Raw genomic sequence first — 16,028 nt, forward strand, 5'->3', positions numbered from 1 at the left:
CTCATCGGATACTACATAGCCATCACCACCGGCATTGTCAGCATATAGAAGGACGCCATTTCCATCAGTGAGTACGATTCCATCGGCGTTCCCCATGTCGTTCACGGACACCTCAACAGTGTCACCAGCGTCGCTAATACTGGCACCTGCGTTGACACCAGAGTCGCCTGGACCGATGTCAAGGACGAAAGCCGCGATAACTGCGGCGAGAATAACAGTTATCGCAACCATTAATATCACTCCTATCACAGGTGAAACAGCGCGCTCGTCTTCCGATCCAATCAACGTTTTCTGCATTTCTGTTATCATTATTTCAGGAATAGGCGTATTGTTTAGGTTAGTTGGATATGTCACCGTCGTTGATAACCGTAACCGTTGAGACTTGGTCTTCTAACGGATCATCAGTCGCAGCGGAATCATAGTCACTGATTGTAGTAAGATCCTCAGCATCTCCCTCGAATGCGTATACAATGTATTCCCCGTCCACATCGCTGTAGTCTGCCGACGTTCCAGTCACCGTTAATGCATCTTCACCGCTATCCTTCTCGACTGGCACGCCATTGCCGTTAGCGAGTACAATTCCATCGGCGTTCCCCACGTCGTTCACGGTCACCGTAACAGTGTCACCAGCTTCGCTCACACTGGCACCTGCGTTAACGCTACTGTCACCAGGTCCGATGTCGAGCACGAAGGCGGCGATGACAGCCGCTAAAATCACTGTTATCGCAACCATTAAAATCACTCCTATCACAGGGGAGACAGCACGTTCATCTTCCGGTCCCACCAGCTTGGCACGTAATTGCTTTCCGTCCATCATGGTTGGTTGTGGTTCGTCACCGGCTAAACCAGCGGAAAACGTAACCTCCGAACTACTGACGTAGTCGATGGCGCGGGGGGATGGGAAGCCCAACCGAGCGCCCGGCCGTTTTCCGTCGTGTCGCCGGGTACGGAGAGGGACACGGAACCCGATCATTATAAAACTTCTTGCCAATCGCTTCTTCATGACAATGTTGTTCTCTGGAATAACTTGCCTTGAAGCAATCAAGCAGCCGAAGAACACTTCCAAGGGCCGCTTGAATCGACTGAAACGTCCGATATCGGTAGAAGGTCGATTCAGACGAGGTGGGATAATGGTTTTGGCGATCCGGTGGGTTCCGACCGACAGACGGACATGGATCCCCAGATCGATGCCGAAACTCTCGCGCGCCCCTACGACGACGGATATCACGATGACAACTGGGAGATCGTTGAGCAGTATCTCGAGGTGACGTGTTCTAAATGGAAGTATCCGGACAAGGGATCGTCCGCGATCGCACGGAGTAGCGACGACGTCCGCTCCTCGACGACCTCGACCTCGAGGAAGTTACCGATGAATAGAGATGATTCCACGATTCGATCCGTTCGCCGCATCGAGCGTCCCGACTACCGTCGTAGCCCCGCGCTGGGCCGACCCACTTTTCCCGCACCCCAAAACCGCGAGCAGCGCAGCGACGAGTCTGCGACACGGGGGTTCACCAGCGGTTCGAAGGGAACGACGCCCGAGATGCAGTTCGACGATGGAGGAACCGAGCGCGTCCGGACCGACGTACCGTCGATGCTGCCGTCCGATCACTTCGGGCGGACGGGGCCGATCGCGAGCGAAGCGCTCGATTATCTTGAGATGGACAATTTAACTCGGGGCGGAAAGTCGGCTCGACTACGGCCCGTCGCTACTCGACGACGATGAACTCCTCGGAATCGCTCTCTCGCTCTTCGAGCGCTTCGACGGCTTCCTCGACCTCTTGCTGCGTTGCTTCCGACGCAGCGTAATGCTGGAAGTCTCCGTCGTCTCTCATGAAATCATCGTTCGAACTGAACTACTAAAAAGGTATCTGTATTGAAAATACTGGTGTGCATAGCAATCAGCAATTCCTGTTTGTGGTCGACCCAGCGCTGGTATCGTCGACCGAGCGCAAAATCGGCCGGTGAGGCCGAGACGTCGGAACCCCATGTCTTCCTACGCGATGCGGCGGAGGCGATCGGCGGGTGGTGGGTGGCTATCGACGAGTCGAGTTCGATTCGTCGTCCCTCGATGCCCCCGCTACCGGTGTCGACTCGCGTATCATGTTTAGATCTGACGGCCGAAACCGCCGACATCGGTAATATCTTCGCGATTCATCGTCGATCTCTGCAAATCCATTTCCACTGGTCGTTCCGTAATGCGAACGCTTATAGTAAATCACCGAAGACAATAGCCTGGCCGAGACTGCCCCGGTACCCACAACAGCATCCTACGCGTTGCCCCCCAACGCTTTCCCCAGGGCATCGGCCCACATTCTCCCACGAGGCAGCGAGAACAACGCTGAGATAGTGGGTTTGCGGGTCGTTTCCGCAGCAACGATCAACGCTCATCGTGCGTTGATTTCTAAATCCGTACGGAGAGCACGTTTCGTGAGAGTCTCCACAGTGGGGGAATCGGCAACGACGGAAACCGGGTTCCACCACGTGGTCATCCACGCTGCACCCTAATCTGCACGAGACGGATCGATCCGGTCTCCCGCGATCCGGTTCGAGCGTTCGATGACGACTTCCGGCCGCTTTCGATGGGGCGTCGTCATCGGCACCGCCGCATCATCGACGCGCTCGAATCGGCCGTGACCGACCACCGGGTCGTCGACGGCCGCCACGGCCGCGCCGACGACGGTCGGGAGGAGACGAAAACTCGCGTCGGGGAGCTGGTTCCGCATTGCCCTCCGAACCGGGAACTGACCGGTGCGAGAGCGGTGGTTCGAGATACGTCGCGAAAGATGTCGGCCGCGGTCGGGTCGGGTGATCCGCCTCTGACACGGAGGACCAGTTGTATAGAGTTTATAGAACAGCATGAATCTTTGTTCGGCCCCTGCGACTGCCGGTTTCTCCGACGCTCTTTCGTCGGTCACGTTTGGCGACGGAAACCGACGGACCCGGTCGGTCTCGCGCGATATTCCGTGCACGCACGTGGCCACTGACGGTTGTCGGGGCTGACGGTTGTCGGGGGCGGTCGTCTTTCGAGGGCGCCCGCAACTGAGAACAGGCAGGTCATTCCGATCGGGTCCGTGGTCCGGCGCGATATCACCGAATCCAGCGGGTGGTGATATCACCGATTCTAACGGGTGGTGATATCACCGATTCCAACGGGTGGTGATATCACCGGATCCAGCGGGGGTGGGACGATCCGGGTCGCGAAACTCGTAGCCGTACGGGCGCCAACCAACGTTCGGACGTTCGCGGAAGGGTTGAATCGTGAGGGGCGCGTCCCCACGTTCGGTAGGTGGAGCGGGGCCGGGGCCGGTAGTGGGCAGGTAGCTGACGGTCGGGACCCCTTTCCCGCTGTCCGTTACGTGATAGCGGTGCCTAATGGAACGACGGCCTAGTATGAAAGGACGAGCGCCGTTTCCGGGAGCTGCGGTGATACCGCCTCCGTCACCCCCTGTCGAACCGCCTCGAGACCGTCGGGCCGCGTCGTGCGGCGAGCTGCCCGACGTACAGTCGGTCCCATCCGTTTTCGATCGGCCCCCTGTGTATATCGAACTCTTCGTCGCTGGGTCCACCACGACCCTCACGGTCCCGAAATCGGATCGGCGCGTATCGTGGAGTTCGCTCGAGGCTGCAACTGAATAGCGTACCGGACGCTCTCGGCCGGATGTGAATGATCATCACGAACGTTCCTTAAATACTCGGCCGGAGTAGGTGTCGTGATACTCGGGACGACGAACGGCCCATCGAGTATCGACGATCGCGCTTCGGCGCGGTAACCGAAGCGATCGCCGCGGTCTGTACGCATCGCTGGCCGCGGGCGGCGACGAGGAGGCTGATTCCACATGGCAGACGCACACAAACTCGACTGTGAGTCGGTATCGGATACGTGCCGGTTCATCATCCAGTCGGAAAACGAGGAAGAAGCGGTCGAATTGGCACGGAAACACATGAAGGAGGTTCACGGGAAAGAGTTCACGGACGAGGAACTGCAGGCCGACCACCTGCAGGTCGTCTGACGAGGGACGCGATGGCAAAATCACTCGACGTCGACAAACTCGAACACGAGGTGAAAGCGGTCTATCGAAACGTCGCCCGGGCCCCGGACGGGGAGTTTCACTTCGAGATGGGACGTCCGCTGGCGGAACGCCTGGGCTACCGGTCGGAAGAACTCGAATGGGCGCCCGAGGAAGCCATCGATTCCTTCGCCGGCGTCGGCTACCATTTCGATCTCGCCGACCTTCGGAAGGGCGAGGACGTACTCGACCTGGGGAGCGGTTCCGGGATGGACGTCTTCGTCGCGGCACTTCACGTGGGCGAGTCCGGGACCGTGACCGGCCTCGATATGACCGACGAGCAACTGGCGAACGCGCGCCGACTGCGCGACGAAATGGGGTTCCGAAACGTCACCTTCGAACGGGGCTACATCGAGGACCTGCCGTTCGAGGACGAGACGTTCGACGTCGTGGTGTCGAACGGCGTGATCAACCTCTCGGCGGCGAAAGATCGCGTCTTCGAGGAGGTCCGTCGCGTCCTGAAACCCGACGGGCGGCTGGCGCTCTCCGACATCATCAGCGAGCGACGGCTGTCCGAGGGCATCAAGACCGACGCGGACCTCTGGGCGGCGTGCATCGGCGGTGCCGAACAGGTCGACGACTACGCGTCGTTGATCGAGACGCCGGGCTTCGAACTGGCCGAGGTGCGGGACAACCCTCAGTACGAGTTCACCTCGGAGCAGGCCCAGGGCGCCTGCCAGAAGTACGGCGTGAAGAGCATCTCGCTGCGAGCTCGAAAGCGGTAACGGGCCACCCGAAATGCGGCGGACGTCTTTCGCACGCCGATCTCGGCGGCGCTCGGACTGAACACCGCACCGCGTGCTTCTCAGCGGAGCTGAACCCACCGTGATCGTCGAAACACGCCGTCCCCATCGCTCCGAGACGGTTCGTCGGCGTCTATCCGGTCTCCCCTACCGCTCCGAGGCGGTTCGTCGGCGTCTATCCAGTCTCCCCTATCGCTCCGAGACGGTTCGTCGGCGTCTATCCGGTCTCCCCTATCGCTCCGAGGCGGTTCGTCGGCGTCTATCCGCCCGGTGGCGCGCTCCACGTTTCGCAAAATGTCGTGCCGAGCCGGATTCCAACGATGCGATCGAATTCCGGCGACGTTCGTCGCCGACGGTCCGGTCTCAGATCGCGTCGTCGACCGCCGCGTTGACGCCGATCCAGTAGGCCGTGAAGACCGCGAGCAGGAACACCACGCCGGTGGTCACGAGAACCGTCGCCGTCAGTCCGGTCACCTGCGATCCGACGAGACCGCCCGCCCAGGCGACGAACGCGATCGCGAACCCGGTCGCTACCACCGCGAGCAGCAACGGACGCCAGTCGAGTTCGCTCATCCGGGGGGCTAGTTCCCGGATCGGAATAAGCGACGCGCCTGACCTCGCCGGTCGCTATTTGCGACGTTGCCGGCTGCCGGTGGCGGCCTCCCGGCTCGCTGGGTGGATCGTCGCCGGTCGCGGAATCGCTGTTTTCGGGGTCGCCGTTCTCGGGATCGCCGTTCTCGGGGTCGCCGTTCTCGGGTCACTGTTCCCGAAGCCGCTGTTCGCGGGGTCCGTGAGAAACGTGGGTCGGCGCGCGATCGGTGGGTGCGACACCGACCGGGGCCCCGATGATCGTGGGTCTGACCGGTAGGTGACCGCCGGGGCTACCCCACCATGTATTTCGAAACGTAATACGTTCTCGTGATCCGACAACGGTTTCCGGAACGCGTCGATCGAAGGGGCCCAAACTGTTTCTACCCGCTCCTCTGCTGATCCCCCGCGTTCTCACGCTCGCCGGGGAGTGCGTCCGTCGTTGCCAGCCGGCGCTTCCCCGATCGCATCCTTCCGGCCGATGGTCGACGCGGTCGTGCCGGTAATCCTCCACGACGGAGGGGTGCCGTTCCCGGATCCGTCGGTTCGTTCCGCTCTTCACACTCGCCGGGACGCGTAGACCGGCCGTACCGGGGGTGCCAACCGTCGAAACAACGCCCGTATTCGCGTTCGAGCGGACGTGTCGCCGACGAAACGGCGCCTTATCGACGCGCCGTTCGACCGTTACCGCCGGCGGGGCGATCCGTCCGCGACGCGACCGGTCCGCGCTCGGTGCGGGGCTGAGCCGGGGGATATCCGATCGATATATCATCGAAAGGGTATCCCTTCGGGGGCCCCGTCGAGGTGGTTTCTGCGTACCGGCTGGCAAGCACCATCATAACAATTTGCTCGTCCGGACTGGCCTTCGGATGGATCATCGATGAACCGACGCACCTATCTGACGACGGCGACTGCTTCTGCAGCGCTCGCGGTCGCGGGCTGTACGGGCGCCGACGACGCCGACAACGAGACCGACGACGGCTTCGGCGACTTCGACGACGACGCGGTCGAGGAATCGCCCGACCTCCTCGGGACGTGGGACGACTTCGCGGACCTCGACGCGTGGGAGGCGACGCGGGGCTCGCTCTCGGCCGACGAGGATCGTTCCGTCGAGGGCTCCCAGTCCGCACACATCGAGGTGAGCGAATCGGAGACCAGCGGCCGGATCGAACGGTCGCTCACCTCGCCGCTCGACTGCTCGGAGGTCGTCCCCGGCCTGGCGATGGCCTCGAGCGGGTCGGGGGCGCCGGCCATCCAGCTGTGGGACGCGGACGGCAACAAGGCGGAGTATCGCCAGCGCACCGACGCGGCGAATCCCTTCGTCCGTCGCAACTTCGGCCTCTCGAAGATGGAGGGCGATCTGGACCCGAGCCGGATCGCCGAGATCCACGTCGTTCACTGGGTCGGCGACGAACAGGAGAGCGAGCTCTGGGTCGACGACCTCTATTTCACGCCCCGGGCCGGGGAGGGGCTGGTCTCGCTCCAGTTCAACGGGGGCTACGAGGAGGATTACACGACGGCGTTGCCGATCCTCGACGCACGCGATCTGCCGGCGTCGACGTTCGTCGCCACCGACCGGATCCGCGAGGGCGACGAGGCCGAGGGCGACCGCCTCACCGAGGACCAGCTCGCCGAACTCGCCGACGCCGGCTGGACGATCGGGAGCTTCGGTGCGCGCGGGCTGCGCGTGACCGACGTGGACGACGACGAGGAGAAGGAAGCGGACGTCGTCGACGCCGTCTCCTGGCTCGAGGACAACGGCTACGAGGACGGGACGCGGTTCTTCTCGTTCCCGGGCGACCGGTTCGACGAGCGGAGCTACGAGATCGTTCAGGATCACCACGACCTCGCGTTCGCCGGCACGTTCCCCGCCCAGGGTCACGCGGCCAACCCGCACCTCTGCACCCGCGTCTCCCACCCGGATCCCCAGGAGGCGCTCAACCTGCTCGAGTGGACGGCAGCGGTTGGCGGGATCACGACGATGGCGTTCAACCGCGTCGACGCCGAGGACGCGGAGACGCTCGAGGCCCTGGCCGACGGGATACGGGCACACGTAGAGGAGGGCGAGTTGGACGTGATCACGCCGGCGGAACTGGCCGACGAGTACGTCGACTGACGGGGTCAGTAACGGACTGGTCGACGGAGGCGGTCAGTAACGGACTGGTCGAGACTGGGTCGATTACGGCCCGGTCGACGGGGGTGGTCGGACGAGCAGGTCGGCCGATGCGGTCGACGGAGGCGGTCAGACGGCCTGGTCGATCGTCGGCGTTCCGGGCGCGGCCGTGCCGTCGAGCTCCGTCAGCACCAGCGCCCGGTAGGCGCGGCGCAGCCGCTCCGAGAGCGCCTGGTGGGAGACGTCGAGCACGTCGGCGAGTTCCTCCATCGAGGTCTCGCGCGGGATCGTGAAGTAGCCGTGCTCGAGCGCGGCGAGCAGCGCCTCGTACTGTTTCTCGGTGAGCCCGTACTCCGCGTGGGCACCCTCCGCGACGGTAGAGAGGCGGACGAGCGTCGCGTCGGCGTCCAGCTCCGCGAACCGGTCGTAGAGGCCGCTGGCGTCCTCGCGGTCGGCGAACCGGATCTCGAGCGACCAGGCGCCGTCCTCCGCGGTCGCGGACAGGACGGCGCCGCCGGCCGCCGCGACGAGGTCGAAGACGTCCAGCGCGTCCTCGGCGAAGGTGACGTCGTACAGCCAGCGATCGTCGAGGGAGCTGAGCCGTCCGTAGCTCGCCACCGAGGTGTCCTCGTCGAGCGCGCGCTCGATCCGGTCGCGCTCGGCTCCCGCGAACCAGATCCCGTGTCCCCGGGAGGCTATCACCTGCTCGACCTCGCAGACCGCGGACGGCGCGGACGCGAGGAGGTCGCCGAGGGCGGTGTCTGCCGCGGACACCTCGAATGTGACTACTGTCGTCATTTTCTCTCATCATCACGAACGGCGACGGCGCGGATAACGCCATTTCCAAAACCTTTAGTCGAGATTACATTGAATATCTAAAGAGACTGTCGCACTTTCGTGACCGATCGTCCGCCATCGGCGTCTCCGCCGCGAGCGACGACGTTAGGACCCTCCGCCGATTCTCCCCGAACGTGACCGACGACGCGCTCGACCGCTCCGACGACGACCCCGACGCGCCTGCCGATGCGACCGGCGCGCCCGACGACGCGCCTACCGCCGATTCCGATGATGCGGTCGACCCGCCGGGCGACGCGACCGCCGGCTCCGACCTGACCGCCGTCGATTCCGCTGCGACCGCCGGCGATCCCATCGCGACCGACGGCGGGTTCGATCCGTCCGACGACGCCCCGTCACTCGCGGACGCGAGAGCGATCGCCGAACACCGCGAGGCCGTGCTCGCCGCCGTACGGGACCACGCCGGGGAGATCGCCCGCTCGCTCGCGGTCCTCCGGGGCGGCGACTACGGCAAGGAGACGTTCGAGACGGACGCCGGCCGCTGGACGCTCTCCTACGAGGCCGGGGACGTCGAGTACCTCCGGTACGCTCCCCGGTCAGGACCGGATTGCTACGTCGTCTCGAGTCGTGAACCGCCGGCGACCGAGGACCTCGCGGACGCGCTCGCCGATTACGCGGCCTTCGTCGAGTCGTTCGGCCGGACCGTCGCAGCCGCCGAGGGCCTCCTCGACGACGTCTCCACCGACTTCCCGCCGGTCGCGTCCACCGCCGAGCTCGCGGCCGAACGCGACCGAATCTGCGCGCGGATTCGGGATCTGGGAGACGCGATGGCCGGCCAGCTCGCCCGGATCGACGGCGAGTACGGGACGTTCGCGACGACGGTCTCGGGGAGCCGCTGGGAGCTGAAGTGGGAGGCCGAGCGCGCGTCGTACCTTCGCGTCGGGGGCTCGGACGGCAGCTACCTCATCTCGCAGTATGCGCCGCCGACCCCGCGCGAACTCCGTCGTCACGTCGAGGACGTCCCCGCGTTCGTCGACGCGTTCAACGCACACGTCGCCGACCTGGAGGTCGAACTCTCGGGCGTCTCGTTGGGCGTGGACTGATCGCGGGCCCCTCGAGGGAATCGGTCGTCCGAGTGGCGCCGCGTCGGCGCCCGGCGTGCGGACGGTCGAGGGCGGACGGCCGAGCGTGAACGGACGATGGCGGCCGGTCGAGAGCGGACGGCCGAGCGCGGAAGATCAAGCCTGGACGACCGAGTCCGGTCGGTCGAGAGCGGACGGCCGAGCGCGGACGCCGGGGGGATTCCCCCGCGACGACGCCGGGCGGGCTCAGTCCGTGATCGTCACGTCGAGCGCGTCGCGTTCGACCGCGAGCCGGAACGTGGGGACCGTCCGGTACTCGACTTCGACGACGCCCGTCCGCCGGAGACGCTGGAGCGCCGAGCGGACGTCCTCGGCGTCCGGCTCGAGGTCCGACGCCTCGCGCACCTTGTTGAGCACCGAGACGACGCTCTCCGAGCGCTCGTCGGGGCCGGCGACGACGTCGAGGACGACCGCCTGCAGTCTCGGGACGTTGAGTTTGGTCGGGATCCCTCCCTCGTCGTCGGGACCGCCTTCGACGCCCGGCTCGACGTCCACCAGGTCGGCGGCCTCCGGGGTCGCCCTGATCAGGCTGTTGTCGTCCCTGAAGTAGTACTCCGAGAGCGTCGACTCGAGGTAGCCGTGGACCTCGCTGCCGCTGTCCATCCCCCAGCGCTCTTGCAGTTCGGAGTTCTTCGTCGGCTGGAGCTCCACCACGTCCGCGAGCCGGTCTCTGGCCTCCTCGGAGAGGGTCATTGCGCGAGGGTACGGCGAATCCCTACTTTTGCGTTGCGCACCGGCCGCCGGGGTCGGCGACGGCGTCGGACGAGCCGGCCGCGGTCCCGGCCGATCGTCTCTTCGACGAGCGCGCTCGACGCTCAGTCCGTCGTCGCCGCCCGTTCGCGGACGCCGCGCTCGATCGTCTCTTCGACCTGCGTGTAGACGAGCACGGCGCCGAGGGCCGCGAGCGCGGCGCCGAACGCGAAGGGGACGACGAAGCCCAGTCCGATCAGAAAGCCCGAGGTGAGGGGTCCGAGCGCGATCCCGAAGCCGAACGACATCGTCAGCACGGAGAGCTTCGTGCCGGACTCGCCCTCGCCCGCCAGGTCGCCCGCCAGCGCGAGGCCGGGTGCGAACACCATCGCGCCCGCGACCCCCTGGGCGAGTCGGGCGAGGAACATCGTCTCCGGCGTCGCCACGAACCCCTGGGCCAGCGTCGTCGGCACCAGGAGGATCATCCCCCAGCAGATGAACGGGCGCCGTCCGAGGCGGTCGCTCGCGCCGCCGATGGGCGCCTGCAACAGCACCTGGGCGATCACGAACGCCGCGAACTGGAGGCCGAACCAGGTCGACCCCTGGTCGAGGTGGGCGTTGACCTCGTTCTGGATCGTCGCGAACAGCGCGATCCCGATCGTCATGAACAGCGTGGCGATCCCGAGCGTGAAGACGGGATCGAACAGCTGGCCGTCCCGGGGGTCGAACACGTCGATCGAGGGCGTCCCGCCGGCGCTCGCCTTCGTGCGCTCGGGATCGCTGATCAGGACGGCGACCATCGTCAGGCTGATCGCCGCCGTGATCGCGGCCACCCAGAACGCCGCCTCGAAGCCCGAGAGCGTTATCCACGCACTCCCCGCCCCCAGCTCGTACGGGCCGGCGGCGACGACGGCGCCGGCGGCGATCGGCCCCGCCCCGAAGCCGATCAGCCGGAATGTGTTGTAGACGCCCATGTTCCCGCCCCGCGTCCGGTCGCCCGCGAGCTCGTTGACCAGCGCGATCGACGCGGGGACGATGAACGCGACGCTGACGCCCTGCAGCGCCCGGATCACGATCAGCGAGACGTACGAGCCCGCCAGCAGGTACAGCAGGTTGGTGACAGTCAACCCGCCCAGCCCGAGCAGGATGTATCGCTTTCGTGCCCCCGCCCGATCGGAGAGTCGCCCCGCGAACGGCTGGAGCGAGCTGTTGAGAAAGCCGTACAGCGAGAGGATGATCCCGATGACCATCGCCTCCGCCAGGCCGAACGTCGCGCCGGTGACGACGTCGCTCGCCACGTACAGCGGGATGACGATGATCAGGAACGAGTTGCCGACGCCGTCGGCCAGCCGCGCGAACGCGAGCGCCAGGACGCGTCGATCGACGAGGAACGACGCGTACAGTCCGCGCGCGAACGACCGGAGCATCTCGACCGACGTTGGCCGCGGACGCCCATCATCGTTCCGAACCGAAACCCGGGGCGTCTCGCCCGACCTCCCGGCGCGGACGCGGACGACGTCGATCGCCGAGACTGTCCGCCTCGTCGCGGACGAACTACATGTTCGCCGAGAGCGGAGGGTGCGTATGACCGAGTCGATCACGCTCAACGAACTCGGCGAGACGCTCGACGATCTCTCGTACCCGGCGCACAAGTCCGAGGTGCGAGCGGAGTTCGGCGACCTCGAGTTACAGCTCGCAGACGGCGAAACCACCGTCGGCGAGACGCTCTCGTGGATCGAGACCGAGCGGTTCGACAGCGAGTCCGAACTGCAGGACGAACTCATCGGCGCGCTCCCCCGAAAGGCCGTCGGCGAGCCGTTCCAGTCCGAGGGAGAGGGGTAGATTCGAATACGGGCCGGTCCGGCGGGGTCTCTTGGCGCCACAGTGACGGGTGCGCGACGGTCGAGGTGCGCCGGCTGGGCAAACGGGTCGCTTAAGTCGGTCGGCCGGCCACCACCGGACAGCAATGGAGTTCTGCGACGAATGCGGTTCGATGATGAAGACCGAGGACGGGCTGTGGGTCTGTGGCAGCTGTGACTTCACCAAACCGAAGGGCGACGCCGCGGCTTACACCGTCACCGACGACCAGGAGGCGAGCGAGATCATCGAGTCCTCCGGCCAGGACAGTTCGCTCCCCGAAACGGACGCCCACTGCCCCGAGTGCGACAACGATCGCGCCTACTGGTACCTCCAGCAGACCCGCTCGGCCGACGAGTCCGAGACGCGCTTTTTCATCTGCACCGACTGCGAGCACAAGTGGCGCGAGGACGATCACTAACGAACGGTTTCTCCGTCGGGTTCGCACACGGCGCGAACCGCTGCTCGAAAATATCCGACGAAAACGGCCGAACGCGACGGACCGCGCGCTCGGAGAAATCGCTCGCTCCCGCGAGTCGCCCCTGGTACGCTGGGCGCCGATCGAAGCGGTTTCTCGGAGGCGAAAGAACCGGGCGGAATCGGCGACGGCTTCCGTCGGTCGCCGGTCGCGACGTCGCGGACGGTCTCGCGGGGAAGCGCGAACGTGGCGGTGCCTGCGCGAGGAGACCGAACCGACGTTTCGCGACGCCCCGATGACGACGGGGCGCCACGGAGGCTGGTGGTGGGGTGTCGGTCGACGGCGGGAGTCCGGTCTCCGGTGACGATGCGGTCCGGAGACCGCACCGATCGATGGGGCGGCCAAACGTATCAGCGATCGCCCATCACTGTTGGGTTCGAAGCCTCCGGCCCGTCGTCGTTCAGTCCCGGCGCGCGATCGTCAGGTAGCCCGTGTGCCCGACCGGCGCCGTCGAGGGCCGCGAGCCGCGGTCGTCGAAGTCCATCTCGCGCTGGATGGTCTCGCGCGTGCGGACGTTCGAGAGGCCGACGTCGCCGGCCGTTTCGACGACCGCGCGCGTGGCCTCGATGAACGGGCTGTAGACGGCGAGAAAGCCGCCCTCGACGAGGAGCTCGGGGGCGTACTCGACGACGGCGGCCGCGTCCCCGGTGTCGAGCGTGAGCACGTCGAAGCCGCCCGTCTCGGCGAGCGCCTCGAGGTCGGCGGTGACGTCGCCGGTCCGGACGTCGACCGCGTCCGCGACGTTCGCCAGCGCCATGTTCTCGCGGGCGACCTCGGCGAACTCGGGATCGCGCTCGTAGGTGACGACCGACGCGCCGGCGCGGGCCATCGAGGCCGCGAGCACGCCCGTGCCGGTGCCGGCGTCGAGCACCCGATCGCCCTCGCAGACGCCGGTCTCGCCGATGACGAGGCCGACGTCGCGGGGCACCATGGGCGCGCCCGTCCGCTCGAAGTGGTGAAAGAGGTCCGGCCCGCGGAGCCGGCGCACCCGGAACGGCGTTCCCAGGTGGGTCTCGAGCTCCTGGCCGGGCTCGACGTCCTCGGGCACCTCGAGCACGCCAAGGTCGGTGCCGAACTCCTCGCCGGGTTCGACGAGGTACTCCCGATCGTCGTGGACGAGGAGGACGGTCACGCGCTACTCGAGCTCCGCGACCGCGGCGGCGAGGTCGCCGTCGTTGTTCTCGAGGGCTTCGACGGCCTCGGCCTCGCTCGCGCCGGTCCGCGTCGCGACGAGTTCGACGTCGTCGTCATCGTAGGCGGCGCCGGTTTCGGCCTCGCTCCCGCCGGCCGCGCCGCGCTCGCGCTCGTCGGGTGAACCGATGATCTGGTAGGTCTCCTGGCCTCGGGCGTCCATCTTGGTCACGTCGGGGGACTCGAAGACGAGGTCGTGATCCGCCGTGCGGATGATCACCTCCTCGGCGTCGATCTCGTCCATGTCGATGCCCATCTGGTTCATCATCTGTTCCATCTTCCGCGGGTCGAGTCCGCCGCCTCCTCCGAACATACCCGTGACGTCGCCGCGTGACAGGAAAAGGTTGACGACACGCGGTCTCCGGCGCGCCTCGTCGCCGATCGGGTGACGGCTCGACGGGCCGGGACGGGACCGGGGCCGGTTCCCGTCCGAGGTCGACCCGACGTCGCCGTCCGAGGCCGACCCGACGTCACCGACCGAGGCCGACCCGGCGTCACCGACCGAGGCCGACCCGGCGACGTCGCGAGTCGGGGCGAAGAGCGGATCACCGTCGTCCCCAATCGGGGCGACGAGCGGTTCGTCCCAGCGGGCCCTCGGGCGGATCGGTCGATCGCGAGATGACGAATCCGTCCGCGACGCGACCCGCCTGCGTCACGCACTCGCGGCGCTCTCGCGCACTTTCACCGCCATCCCGGTCTCGAAGTCTCGAATCCCGTCGGCCGAGAGCTCCGCGCGACCGACGGCCAGCACGTCGCCGCGCTCGTGTGCGACGACCACCTCGTCGCCGGGGCGGATCTCGTCGCCGACGTCGAGGACGAACTTCGCGAAGACGTTCTTCCCGTCGCGAACGAACGGCTCGCTCTCGTCGTCGACGACCACCCGGCCGGCCGGGGCGGGCAGGGCGCCGGCCAGCCGCCGACCGCCTTCGAGCCCGAGGGTGAACCGGCCGTCGGTGCCGAACGAGACGAGCCGGTCGTCGTCGAGGTGGACCTGCTGGGGGCGGCCGCTGCTCGTGCGCGTGATCGTCGGCGACTCCTCCGGTGGGAACAGCGCCTCGCCAGCGCCCGCACCGAACTGGTAGTCGGCGATCCGGCGCAACTCCGCCGGCCCGGCTCTGTCGGTCATCGACCGTCGTTGGGAGCGGACCCCCGAAAACGTGTCGACGACGGTCGGGTTCCGACGGGGCGACGCTCGATCCGTTTCGGCGGTGGTACTCGGCCTGCGCTCGGAGCGACGGTCGCCCTGCGCTCGGATCGACGCCCGAGTCGTGGGGGGAGCGACGATCTCCTTGCACGGGGATCGACGCCCGAGCCGTGCCGGGAGCGACGGTCGTCCTGCGCGAGGAGCGAGGCCACCGTCGGCGTCGATCGAGGCCGGTTTGGAATTACAACGGTCGCTCCGATGGACGTTTGTTATTGCGGACAAACACGACGCAAACAGAGACATTTTTATATATCGACTCGCTATCGCCGTTAACGAATGGACGTCACGCAAGTCGGGTTCGGGGTCGTGCTCATCGGCGTCGCCTCGCTGATGGTGGTCGGCCGATCGATCTCCGACTCCGGGCTCTTCGTCTACTTTCTGGCCGCGGCGGCGCTGGTGTTGTCCGCGTACGCGCTGGTGATCTGCGTCCTCCGGGACCGGGGGCGCGGTGCCGAACGGGGCCGTCACGGCGTCTGATCCGCTCGGTTCGGGCCGGACCCGCGGATCGCGGTGGTCGCTCGATCGACGAGGCAGCCGACGCTCAGAGCAGGAAGGTGTCCGTGCGCTCGCCGATGTCGAGAAAGGCGTCGGCCTCCTCGATGAGTTCCTCGGCGGTCGAGGAGCCGAACGCCATCACCTCGACGCGGACGCCCTCGTGGCGCAGGTGCGAGCAGAGCCGCGAGAAGTCGCCGTCGCCGGTGCAGAGGACGACCGTGTCGACGTGGTTCGCCAGGGTGACCGCGTCGAGACTCATCCCGACGTCCCAGTCGGCCTTCTTCGTCCCGTCCGAAAAGCGCTTGATGTCCTTGATCTTGGTCTCGAAGCCGATGTCGACGAGCGCGTCGAAGAAGCTCTCCTCTTCGGGGGAGTCGGCGCGGATGACGTAGGCGATCGCGCGGGTGAGCTGGCGGTCCTGGACGGCCTTCTCGAGCAGCGAGGAGTAATCGATGTTGCGGCTGTGGAGGCTCTGGGCGGAGTGATAGAGGTTCTGGGCGTCGACCAGCACCGCCACCCGCTGCCCTGGGTGGATATCCGTCATGTCCTAACGGTGTCCGCAGGCTCCCATATGACTTGCGTCGTGGGGTCGGTGGCGAGCGCCGCTCGCGGCGGTTGCACCGACCGTCGGAGCCGCCCTCGCCGTCGACACGGCGCGGGAA

General features: G+C 66.2%; 20 protein-coding genes. 8 read left to right on the top strand and 12 right to left on the bottom strand.

Features of this window, described 5'->3' with window-relative positions:
• Together QZT59_RS01515 and QZT59_RS01520 are read right to left on the bottom strand one after the other, a co-directional pair.
• The coding region (locus QZT59_RS01515) for a type IV pilin N-terminal domain-containing protein (RefSeq protein ID WP_290810362.1) at nucleotides 1–309 on the bottom strand (309 nt) is incomplete at its 3' end.
• A gap of 28 nt (nucleotides 310–337) precedes the next feature.
• Entirely contained in the window at nucleotides 338–1,060 is a 723-nt protein-coding gene (locus tag QZT59_RS01520) for a type IV pilin (RefSeq protein WP_343195718.1), read from the bottom strand.
• Between the two features lie 111 nt (nucleotides 1,061–1,171).
• Here QZT59_RS01520 and QZT59_RS01525 point away from each other — a divergent pair, with 111 nt between their 5' ends.
• Nucleotides 1,172–1,726 (top strand): hypothetical protein, encoded by a 555-nt coding sequence (locus QZT59_RS01525; RefSeq protein ID WP_290810364.1) that lies wholly within the window; start codon nucleotides 1,172–1,174, stop codon nucleotides 1,724–1,726.
• Here QZT59_RS01525 and QZT59_RS01530 read toward each other — a convergent pair.
• Both QZT59_RS01530 and QZT59_RS01535 read right to left on the bottom strand, forming a co-directional pair.
• Entirely contained in the window at nucleotides 1,710–1,835 is a 126-nt protein-coding gene (locus tag QZT59_RS01530) for a hypothetical protein (RefSeq protein WP_290810366.1), read from the bottom strand. The genes QZT59_RS01525 and QZT59_RS01530 overlap by 17 nt on opposite strands.
• Nucleotides 1,836–2,504: 669 nt before the next feature.
• Nucleotides 2,505–2,726: a hypothetical protein gene (locus QZT59_RS01535; protein WP_290810369.1), complete on the bottom strand. Its 222-nt coding sequence runs from the start codon at nucleotides 2,724–2,726 to the stop codon at nucleotides 2,505–2,507.
• A 1,113-nt stretch (nucleotides 2,727–3,839) separates the two neighbouring features.
• Between QZT59_RS01535 and QZT59_RS01540 the strand changes: the two genes are divergently transcribed.
• Together QZT59_RS01540 and QZT59_RS01545 are read left to right on the top strand one after the other, a co-directional pair.
• Nucleotides 3,840–4,013 carry a DUF1059 domain-containing protein gene (locus QZT59_RS01540; protein WP_290810372.1) on the top strand — a complete coding sequence of 58 codons (174 nt, stop codon included), beginning with the start codon at nucleotides 3,840–3,842 and terminating at the stop codon, nucleotides 4,011–4,013.
• Nucleotides 4,014–4,024: 11 nt separating this feature from the next.
• Nucleotides 4,025–4,795 (top strand): methyltransferase domain-containing protein, encoded by a 771-nt coding sequence (locus tag QZT59_RS01545; protein WP_290810375.1) that lies wholly within the window; start codon nucleotides 4,025–4,027, stop codon nucleotides 4,793–4,795.
• A 381-nt stretch (nucleotides 4,796–5,176) separates the two neighbouring features.
• Here QZT59_RS01545 and QZT59_RS01550 read toward each other — a convergent pair whose 3' ends face one another.
• Nucleotides 5,177–5,386, bottom strand: coding sequence for a hypothetical protein (locus tag QZT59_RS01550; RefSeq protein WP_290810381.1), 210 nt, complete (start codon nucleotides 5,384–5,386; stop codon nucleotides 5,177–5,179).
• Nucleotides 5,387–6,281: 895 nt separating this feature from the next.
• On the opposite strand from QZT59_RS01550, the gene QZT59_RS01555 reads away from it, so the two are divergent.
• Nucleotides 6,282–7,517, top strand: a complete 1,236-nt coding sequence (locus QZT59_RS01555) for a polysaccharide deacetylase family protein (protein ID WP_290810383.1) — start codon at nucleotides 6,282–6,284, stop codon at nucleotides 7,515–7,517.
• 126 nt (nucleotides 7,518–7,643) lie between these two features.
• Here QZT59_RS01555 and QZT59_RS01560 read toward each other — a convergent pair whose 3' ends face one another.
• Nucleotides 7,644–8,312: a helix-turn-helix domain-containing protein gene (locus QZT59_RS01560; RefSeq protein WP_290810386.1), complete on the bottom strand. Its 669-nt coding sequence runs from the start codon at nucleotides 8,310–8,312 to the stop codon at nucleotides 7,644–7,646.
• Between the two features lie 413 nt (nucleotides 8,313–8,725).
• Between QZT59_RS01560 and QZT59_RS01565 the strand changes: the two genes are divergently transcribed.
• The gene (locus tag QZT59_RS01565) at nucleotides 8,726–9,412 is read left to right on the top strand and encodes a hypothetical protein (protein ID WP_290810527.1); all 687 of its coding nucleotides are present in this window, start codon (nucleotides 8,726–8,728) and stop codon (nucleotides 9,410–9,412) included.
• A gap of 225 nt (nucleotides 9,413–9,637) precedes the next feature.
• Here QZT59_RS01565 and QZT59_RS01570 read toward each other — a convergent pair whose 3' ends face one another.
• Both QZT59_RS01570 and QZT59_RS01575 read right to left on the bottom strand, forming a co-directional pair.
• The gene (locus tag QZT59_RS01570) at nucleotides 9,638–10,144 is read right to left on the bottom strand and encodes a DUF5797 family protein (protein WP_290810389.1); all 507 of its coding nucleotides are present in this window, start codon (nucleotides 10,142–10,144) and stop codon (nucleotides 9,638–9,640) included.
• 122 nt (nucleotides 10,145–10,266) lie between these two features.
• Nucleotides 10,267–11,568, bottom strand: a complete 1,302-nt coding sequence (locus QZT59_RS01575) for an MFS transporter (protein WP_290810392.1) — start codon at nucleotides 11,566–11,568, stop codon at nucleotides 10,267–10,269.
• 157 nt (nucleotides 11,569–11,725) lie between these two features.
• On the opposite strand from QZT59_RS01575, the gene QZT59_RS01580 reads away from it, so the two are divergent.
• Nucleotides 11,726–11,983 carry a hypothetical protein gene (locus QZT59_RS01580; protein WP_290810395.1) on the top strand — a complete coding sequence of 86 codons (258 nt, stop codon included), beginning with the start codon at nucleotides 11,726–11,728 and terminating at the stop codon, nucleotides 11,981–11,983.
• A 124-nt stretch (nucleotides 11,984–12,107) separates the two neighbouring features.
• Nucleotides 12,108–12,419 carry a transcription factor S gene (locus QZT59_RS01585; RefSeq protein ID WP_290810398.1) on the top strand — a complete coding sequence of 104 codons (312 nt, stop codon included), beginning with the start codon at nucleotides 12,108–12,110 and terminating at the stop codon, nucleotides 12,417–12,419.
• Between the two features lie 457 nt (nucleotides 12,420–12,876).
• On the opposite strand, the gene QZT59_RS01590 is transcribed toward QZT59_RS01585, so the two are convergent.
• The 3 genes from QZT59_RS01590 to QZT59_RS01600 form a co-directional block, all read right to left on the bottom strand.
• Nucleotides 12,877–13,608, bottom strand: a complete 732-nt coding sequence (locus QZT59_RS01590) for a methyltransferase domain-containing protein (protein WP_290810401.1) — start codon at nucleotides 13,606–13,608, stop codon at nucleotides 12,877–12,879.
• 3 nt (nucleotides 13,609–13,611) lie between these two features.
• The gene (locus QZT59_RS01595; RefSeq protein WP_290810403.1) at nucleotides 13,612–13,980 is read right to left on the bottom strand and encodes a nascent polypeptide-associated complex protein; all 369 of its coding nucleotides are present in this window, start codon (nucleotides 13,978–13,980) and stop codon (nucleotides 13,612–13,614) included.
• Between the two features lie 339 nt (nucleotides 13,981–14,319).
• On the bottom strand, nucleotides 14,320–14,793 hold the full coding sequence (locus QZT59_RS01600) for a PUA domain-containing protein (protein WP_290810406.1): 474 nt from the start codon (nucleotides 14,791–14,793) through the stop codon (nucleotides 14,320–14,322).
• Between the two features lie 354 nt (nucleotides 14,794–15,147).
• On the opposite strand from QZT59_RS01600, the gene QZT59_RS01605 reads away from it, so the two are divergent.
• Nucleotides 15,148–15,348 carry a hypothetical protein gene (locus QZT59_RS01605; protein WP_290810409.1) on the top strand — a complete coding sequence of 67 codons (201 nt, stop codon included), beginning with the start codon at nucleotides 15,148–15,150 and terminating at the stop codon, nucleotides 15,346–15,348.
• A gap of 64 nt (nucleotides 15,349–15,412) precedes the next feature.
• On the opposite strand, the gene QZT59_RS01610 is transcribed toward QZT59_RS01605, so the two are convergent.
• Nucleotides 15,413–15,910, bottom strand: a complete 498-nt coding sequence (locus tag QZT59_RS01610) for an NYN domain-containing protein (RefSeq protein WP_290810412.1) — start codon at nucleotides 15,908–15,910, stop codon at nucleotides 15,413–15,415.
• Nucleotides 15,911–16,028 lie beyond the last annotated feature (118 nt).

This window comes from Halovivax sp., from assembly GCA_007119345.1.
Taxonomy (GTDB): domain Archaea; phylum Halobacteriota; class Halobacteria; order Halobacteriales; family Natrialbaceae; genus Halovivax.

What these genes read in the sequence shown, in the direction of transcription:
- QZT59_RS01525 (WP_290810364.1), top strand. Translation starts at nt 1,172, where the DNA reads ATGGATCCCCAGATCGATGCCGAAACTCTCGCGCGCCCCTACGACGAC.
- QZT59_RS01530 (WP_290810366.1), bottom strand. Translation starts at nt 1,835, where the DNA reads ATGAGAGACGACGGAGACTTCCAGCATTACGCTGCGTCGGAAGCAACG.
- QZT59_RS01535 (WP_290810369.1), bottom strand. Translation starts at nt 2,726, where the DNA reads ATGCGGAACCAGCTCCCCGACGCGAGTTTTCGTCTCCTCCCGACCGTC.
- QZT59_RS01540 (WP_290810372.1), top strand. Translation starts at nt 3,840, where the DNA reads ATGGCAGACGCACACAAACTCGACTGTGAGTCGGTATCGGATACGTGC.
- QZT59_RS01545 (WP_290810375.1), top strand. Translation starts at nt 4,025, where the DNA reads ATGGCAAAATCACTCGACGTCGACAAACTCGAACACGAGGTGAAAGCG.
- QZT59_RS01550 (WP_290810381.1), bottom strand. Translation starts at nt 5,386, where the DNA reads ATGAGCGAACTCGACTGGCGTCCGTTGCTGCTCGCGGTGGTAGCGACC.
- QZT59_RS01555 (WP_290810383.1), top strand. Translation starts at nt 6,282, where the DNA reads ATGAACCGACGCACCTATCTGACGACGGCGACTGCTTCTGCAGCGCTC.
- QZT59_RS01560 (WP_290810386.1), bottom strand. Translation starts at nt 8,312, where the DNA reads ATGACGACAGTAGTCACATTCGAGGTGTCCGCGGCAGACACCGCCCTC.
- QZT59_RS01570 (WP_290810389.1), bottom strand. Translation starts at nt 10,144, where the DNA reads ATGACCCTCTCCGAGGAGGCCAGAGACCGGCTCGCGGACGTGGTGGAG.
- QZT59_RS01575 (WP_290810392.1), bottom strand. Translation starts at nt 11,568, where the DNA reads ATGCTCCGGTCGTTCGCGCGCGGACTGTACGCGTCGTTCCTCGTCGAT.
- QZT59_RS01580 (WP_290810395.1), top strand. Translation starts at nt 11,726, where the DNA reads ATGACCGAGTCGATCACGCTCAACGAACTCGGCGAGACGCTCGACGAT.
- QZT59_RS01585 (WP_290810398.1), top strand. Translation starts at nt 12,108, where the DNA reads ATGGAGTTCTGCGACGAATGCGGTTCGATGATGAAGACCGAGGACGGG.
- QZT59_RS01595 (WP_290810403.1), bottom strand. Translation starts at nt 13,980, where the DNA reads ATGTTCGGAGGAGGCGGCGGACTCGACCCGCGGAAGATGGAACAGATG.
- QZT59_RS01600 (WP_290810406.1), bottom strand. Translation starts at nt 14,793, where the DNA reads ATGACCGACAGAGCCGGGCCGGCGGAGTTGCGCCGGATCGCCGACTAC.
- QZT59_RS01605 (WP_290810409.1), top strand. Translation starts at nt 15,148, where the DNA reads ATGGACGTCACGCAAGTCGGGTTCGGGGTCGTGCTCATCGGCGTCGCC.
- QZT59_RS01610 (WP_290810412.1), bottom strand. Translation starts at nt 15,910, where the DNA reads ATGACGGATATCCACCCAGGGCAGCGGGTGGCGGTGCTGGTCGACGCC.